This is a genomic window from Arthrobacter sp. Hiyo1 (genome assembly GCF_001263615.2).
GTDB lineage: Bacteria > Actinomycetota > Actinomycetes > Actinomycetales > Micrococcaceae > Arthrobacter.
The window spans coordinates 138863-140988 of sequence record NZ_DF952477.1 but is presented as its reverse complement, the minus strand read 5'-3'; the positions used below and the strand labels follow the sequence as shown (position 1 = coordinate 140988).

The window sequence follows — 2126 nt, the reverse complement described above, 5'->3', positions numbered from 1 at the left end:
GACCGGACCCTCCTCGTCCGGTGGAAGTTCCAGCTCCAAGGCCTCGAAACCACCGCCCAGGAAGTCATGTTGCCAGACCGGCACCCCCAGTTCAGTGGTCATGGCGTTTCCCCCGCTTGTCCAAGTTCGTAGCCTGCCGGAGGTTCCGTCCGCGGCTCGTTGGTAATGTACCCGTGAATCCAACGCGCTAGCCTGTCGTAGGCATCGGCGCGCACCGGGCCGGCCGACAGGAAGACATCATGGAGCCGCCGTCCACCCGTTCCAGGGTGACGGTCCGGCCAAGGGTCATGGCTCGGACGGCCATGGTGTTGACGTCCAGCACGGCGTCCGAATGCCGCATGGACTCCTGCCAGACCATGCCGTTGGCGCTCGCTCCGGAAATCAAGACCAGGATCGGGATGTCTATTCTCAGCCCCCGGGCTACCCTCGTGTGGCCGCTGAGGACCGCGCTGAGCCAACCGGCGCGCATGGGGAAAGCCAAAGGCGGGCGGTATTTATCGTCGAGGAGCCACTCGCCTTCGGCCGAGCTGCTGATGCTGCGGTAATAGAAGCCGCGTTCGGGCAAGCGCAGGATGGTCGTGGGCCGGAAGCGTGCCAGCGGCTTCACCATGGTCTGGGCGGCGCGGCGGACCACGGAACTTCCGTGCATTTCAAGCCACGGGCTATTGAGGACGAGGTACTGGACGGAGCCGGGGTGGCTGCTGACCCACAAAGCGGCCACGAGGCCTCCGGTGGAATGCCCCATCAGGGTCAACGAGCCGGGCTCCTGCCCATGCCCATCCGAAGAGCGGATCATATCGATGGCTTTGCTGATTTCGGCGTCGTAATCGTTCAGGTGCTCAACGTAACCGCCAGGCCTGTCCGCTTGCAGGCTGCGGCCATGGTTGTGCATGTCCAACGCGTAGAAATGGAAGCCTTGTCCCGTCCAGAACTCCGCCAAGGCGACGTTGAAAAAGTAGTCGCTCCATCCGTGCAGGAACAGGACCGAACGGTTGGCGGACGGGGGGAAAGCCACCCGGGCTGTCCGCGCCCTGGCGCGGGACATGCCGGACCAGCGTTGCGCGCCGGACGACGCCATCAGGTCCGGCCGCCTCGAAGGCGCAACTCTCGAAGTCCGCACCGAGGATATCGGTCTGCCACTCCATGGGAACAGCTTAGACACTCGCCGCGGCATCGCGCCCGGCTGCACGTCCGGAGAACAGGCAGCCGCCAAGGAACGTCCCTTCCAATGCCCGGTGGCCATGGATTCCTCCTCCGCCGAAACCGGCGGCCTCACCCGCCGCATACATGCCGGGGACAGGAACTCCGGAATCGTCAAGCACGCGCGAACGGAGGTCCGTTTGAAGTCCGCCGAGGCTCTTACGGGTCAGGACGGAGAGCCGGACAGCCAGGAGCGGGCCGTGCTCCGGGTCGGTGAGCCGGTGCGGAGGCGCCACTCGCATGATCTTGTCGGTGGCGAAACGCCGCGCCGCGCGGATCGCAGCGAGCTGCGGGTCCTTGCCCAGTCCGCTTGCCACTTGCACGTCCCGATCGTGGATGACTGAATCGAGCTGGGCGGGATCTATCAGCGCTGAACCCGTGAGCGCGTTCATTTTCGCGGCGAGCTCGGTGGCCGTCGCGGCGTGCAGGAAGTCCACGCCACGGTCCAGGAAGAGGCGCAATGGTGAATCGCTGCCTGGGTTGAGCCTGGAAACAAGGAGCCTGATGTCCTTGTCAGTCAGGTCCGGGTTCTGTTCGGAGCCTGACAGGGCGAACTCCTTCAGCGCGACGGTGCGGTTGCACACGAACCATGAATGTCCGTGTCCGCCCGCAAGGATGTGCCGGAGGGCGCCCAGAGAATCGAAGCCTGGAAACAGCGGGGCGGGCAACTGCCGGCCCGTCGCGTCAATCCACAGCGCCGACGGACCGGGGAGTATGCGGATACCGTGCGAAGGCCACACTGGGGAGTGGTTGTGGATACCTTCGGGGTAGTGCCACATGCGGTCGCCATTGATGAGCCTGCCGCCTGCGGCTGCGGCGGCGGCCAGAAACGCGCCGTCAACGGAGGCGGGTACACCGCTCAGCATATGTTCCGGCGCACCGCCGTCGGGCCATTGCCTCCGCACTAAAGCGTGGTTCCCGCCGAT

1 protein-coding gene and 1 pseudogene are annotated in these 2126 nt (G+C 65.3%); both read right to left on the bottom strand.

Going from position 1 to position 2126, the window contains the following annotated elements:
• Nucleotides 1-98: 98 nt before the first annotated feature.
• Nucleotides 99-1145: pseudogene (locus AHiyo1_RS22060) on the bottom strand (alpha/beta hydrolase).
• Nucleotides 1146-1154: 9 nt separating this feature from the next.
• Nucleotides 1155-2126: FAD-binding dehydrogenase (locus AHiyo1_RS22055; RefSeq protein ID WP_084784677.1), on the bottom strand; the 972-nt coding region annotated here is incomplete at its 5' end.